The following is a 3,604-nucleotide window of genomic DNA, read 5'->3' on the forward strand; positions in this document are numbered from 1 at the left end:
TTCTCAATCCCTCCGAAAAATATTTTTCCACAAATACGGAGTTCCTCTTTATAGTGAACAAATGTAATCATTTTTTAGAAAATCACTCTATCTTAAATTGAAAAAAGACATACGAAAAAAAGAAATCAGATTTATTCACTACATTTGTTTAGCATCGATTTTTATAAATTTTCTACTATGAAACTAGATCGGAAATATTTCTGAATTTTCATCGGAATCCTATCTACTATCATAATAATTATTGTCGTACCTTGTCTAAGTCGGCACATATGATTATCCCCACACAATATGCTACACCTGAAAATAATTTCCTATCATGCATGAAAGTGGAAAATATTTTCGAAATATCTAACAACTATAAGTTACTACGAAAATCAATCAATTCACAGTACAGAATTCCCAAATGCGATTTTCTACAACCTTCTTATTACAAAGAGACAATAAATATCATAATCTTACTTTATAAGCTACACCTAAAAAAGTATTCAATTTCTCAGGTGAAGTCAAAAGCATTTGTTCTTCACGCAACTTTAATTCTATAGACATCGACTTATCTAAACTACACTCAGCTCCGATTTCATACCATACACGTTCAGTAGCATTTCCACCTAAACGATTTAAAGTATTAAATACCTCTGCAGCAATAAACGGTTTCCAGTTACATTGTCTACCGATTATATAACTGAATTGTGCCCTATTACGCCATTTATTATTAGGATTCCGAGAAGCATTTCTGGTATAAGTAGACTCAAAACGAGACAAAAGAGATACCGACAAGTGAGTAAATGTATATCCTCCGCTTAATCCTAATTGATAACGTTGCCGATGTATTCGATATCCTGTTTCGGACAGCTGGTTCAGATAGCAATAATATACATTAGCTTTCAGATAATTTTTCCATATAGAATAATGCAAACCAACAATAGGCATATAACGTTCATAACGAGTAAAATTCTGATTTATCCACAAGTTTTGTTGCACTTGCGCACCAAATCGTTTTGTAAATTGCTTTTGTACAGTGATGCCGAACATCATCCCACTATCAAACTCTACAGCAGAAACACGATTAAAAAAAACAGCAATAAACACTATTATTAACGTTATTCTAAAACAAATAAATCTATTCATGATGATACGGTTCATTATTCAATATAGTCATAGCCCGATAAAGTTGTTCTACAAATATCATCCGGATCATTTGATGCGAAAAAGTCATTTTTGAAAGTGATATTTTCTCATTAGCAGCCTTATACACACGAGAGGAAAAACCGTATGGCCCACCTACAATAAAAACAAGTCTTTTAGGAACTACATGTGTTTTCCGTTCAATATAAGCAGCAAACTGCACAGAAGAATATTCTTTACCCCGTTCGTCCAATAAAACCAAATAATCTCCCGATTGCAAAAATTTAAAAATCTGATCGGCCTCTTTCTCTTTCTGCTGGTCAAAACTCAAATTCTTCATATTTTTCAAATCAGGTATTACTTCCATATCAAAAGAGATATAGTGCCTTAATCGCTCACTATATTCTTTAATTGCTTCTGAAAAATAAGATTCAGTAGTTTTTCCGACAACTAAAAGGAGTATTTTCATCTTATAGATATGATATTCCCGCTTTTTGTTTACATTTGCATTTAAGTAATAAAATCGATCCGGATATTTTCCTTTTTGGGGATCAAAGGTAATAAAATTTTACAGAAAGTTCTAAGGATTGACAACTCATAAAATAATAATGCTATGAAGCTAAAAGTTATTACACTATTGATTTTCGGTCTAATCATAACGGGAACTACTCTGTCTCAAAATATACCGAATGATATTCCTAAAGCTTTTAAAACCGGAGATGTTCAATGTCTCGAAAAATACATGGAAGATAAAATACTTCTAACTATATCAGGCATAAAACAACAATTGCCTCGTCCAAAAGCAAAAGAAAAACTATCAGCATTCTTTTCTAAAAATAAACCGACAGATTTTAAAACGATCCACCAAAGCGAACAAAACAACTCAGGATACATGATCGGAAAACTTACCTCTGACAATCATGAATTCAGAGTACACATTTTAATGAAAATAACAGATAAAAAATATATTATAAACCAATTAAGAATAGAAAATTTCTAATGGACAAATTAATTGATGATTTAATAAAATTGGCGTTCGCCGAAGATATAGGCGATGGAGATCATACAACTTTGTGTTGTATTCCAGAAAACGCTATGGGTAAATCTAAATTACTAATCAAAGAAGAAGGCATTCTAGCTGGCGTAGAGATGGCTCAACGCATTTTTAAAGATTTCGATCCTAATCTAAAGATGGAAATATTTATCAAAGATGGAACAGCTGTTAAACCGGGAGATATAGCCTTTACTGTAGAAGGAAAAGTCAGATCCCTTCTGCAAACCGAACGTCTAATGTTGAACGTAATGCAGCGAATGAGTGGAATAGCAACCGTTACAAATAAATATGTAAAACGATTAGAAGGTCTTCATACCCGCATATTAGATACTCGTAAAACAACACCGGGATTGCGCATGATCGAAAAAGCGGCTGTAAAAATCGGAGGTGGAGTAAACCACAGAATCGGACTTTTCGATATGATTTTACTTAAAGACAATCACATAGACTTTGCCGGAGGCATAGAAAAAGCTATAACACGAGCAAAAGAATACTTGAAGGAAAAAGGAAAAGATCTGAAAATAGAAATCGAAGTCCGCAACATGGACGAACTCGAAGAAGTTATGCGTATCGGAGGCATAGATCGTATCATGTTAGACAACTTTACTCCTGAACTTACGCGTAAAGCTGTAAAACGAATCGGAGGAAAATACGAAACAGAATCATCCGGAGGAATTACTTTCGACACGATTAGGGATTATGCAGAATGCGGCGTAGATTTTATATCAGTAGGAGCATTAACTCATTCTGTCAAAGGGTTAGACATGAGTTTTAAAGCCTGCTAAAAATAAACTTTATGAAGAAACTGATCATCTCCTTTATTTTTAGTATTTGCACAATTGGGAATATATTCTGCTCTGAAATAGGGAAAAGAAGAGAACCTATTTTTCATTACCCGGGATATACGATCGAAAGCTCTGATAACGAATATAAAATCTATAAAGGAAATCCAGCTTTCTCTTCAAATTTGGTTTATACAATTGAGTTTTCCAACAAAAATTACAAAATATTTAAAGGTAGTTCTGCCTTCTCTTCAAATTTAATTTATGCAGTAGAAGCAGATAATAAAGGTTACAGAATTTATAAAGGAGATACAGATTTTTCTTCAAACCTTATTTATGCATTGGTATATACAAACGAAGGATACAAAATTTATAAAGGAGATCCTTCGTTTATGTCTAATTTAACATATACGGTAGAATATACAGATGAATATTACAAAGTTTACAAAGGTGATTCGTCTTTTTCATCTAACTTAATTTATTATATAAACCGTGAAGCATTAGAATTTTTTGAAGACAATAAAATCCGACAAAATAATAAAATATTCAATCAATTTTTATTTCAACCGCAGCTACTCAAAAATAATAAACAAAAAGATAATCTGTCAAATTCTATCATTTACTCTTTAATAGACTCATTAAT

General features: G+C 32.3%; 5 protein-coding genes. 3 read left to right on the top strand and 2 right to left on the bottom strand.

Going from position 1 to position 3,604, the window contains the following annotated elements; all coding sequences use genetic code 11:
- Window positions 1-447 precede the first annotated feature (447 nt).
- A complete protein-coding gene (locus AC1WHX_RS11185; RefSeq protein ID WP_147412103.1) occupies window positions 448-1,128 on the bottom strand; it encodes a hypothetical protein in 681 nt (226 codons plus the stop codon).
- Window positions 1,121-1,594, bottom strand: coding sequence for a 23S rRNA (pseudouridine(1915)-N(3))-methyltransferase RlmH (gene rlmH / locus AC1WHX_RS11190; protein ID WP_009319229.1), 474 nt, complete (start codon window positions 1,592-1,594; stop codon window positions 1,121-1,123). Before rlmH ends, AC1WHX_RS11185 begins: the two co-directional genes overlap by 8 nt.
- Window positions 1,595-1,738: 144 nt before the next feature.
- Between rlmH and AC1WHX_RS11195 the strand changes: the two genes are divergently transcribed.
- The 3 genes from AC1WHX_RS11195 to AC1WHX_RS11205 all read left to right on the top strand — a co-directional run.
- On the top strand, window positions 1,739-2,125 hold the full coding sequence (locus AC1WHX_RS11195; RefSeq protein WP_122337343.1) for a DUF4783 domain-containing protein: 387 nt from the start codon (window positions 1,739-1,741) through the stop codon (window positions 2,123-2,125).
- The gene (nadC, locus tag AC1WHX_RS11200) at window positions 2,125-2,964 is read left to right on the top strand and encodes a carboxylating nicotinate-nucleotide diphosphorylase (RefSeq protein ID WP_009319227.1); all 840 of its coding nucleotides are present in this window, start codon (window positions 2,125-2,127) and stop codon (window positions 2,962-2,964) included. The genes AC1WHX_RS11195 and nadC overlap by 1 nt, the downstream gene beginning before the upstream one ends.
- Before the next feature lie 11 nt (window positions 2,965-2,975).
- Window positions 2,976-3,604 (top strand): hypothetical protein (locus AC1WHX_RS11205; protein WP_302545450.1); only part of this gene is annotated, 629 nt, incomplete at its 3' end.

It is taken from the genome of Coprobacter sp., assembly GCF_982436375.1.

Coding starts and splice junctions, on each gene's coding strand:
- AC1WHX_RS11185 (WP_147412103.1), bottom strand. CDS start 1,128: ATGAATAGATTTATTTGTTTTAGAATAACGTTAATAATAGTGTTTATT.
- rlmH (WP_009319229.1), bottom strand. CDS start 1,594: ATGAAAATACTCCTTTTAGTTGTCGGAAAAACTACTGAATCTTATTTT.
- AC1WHX_RS11195 (WP_122337343.1), top strand. CDS start 1,739: ATGAAGCTAAAAGTTATTACACTATTGATTTTCGGTCTAATCATAACG.
- nadC (WP_009319227.1), top strand. CDS start 2,125: ATGGACAAATTAATTGATGATTTAATAAAATTGGCGTTCGCCGAAGAT.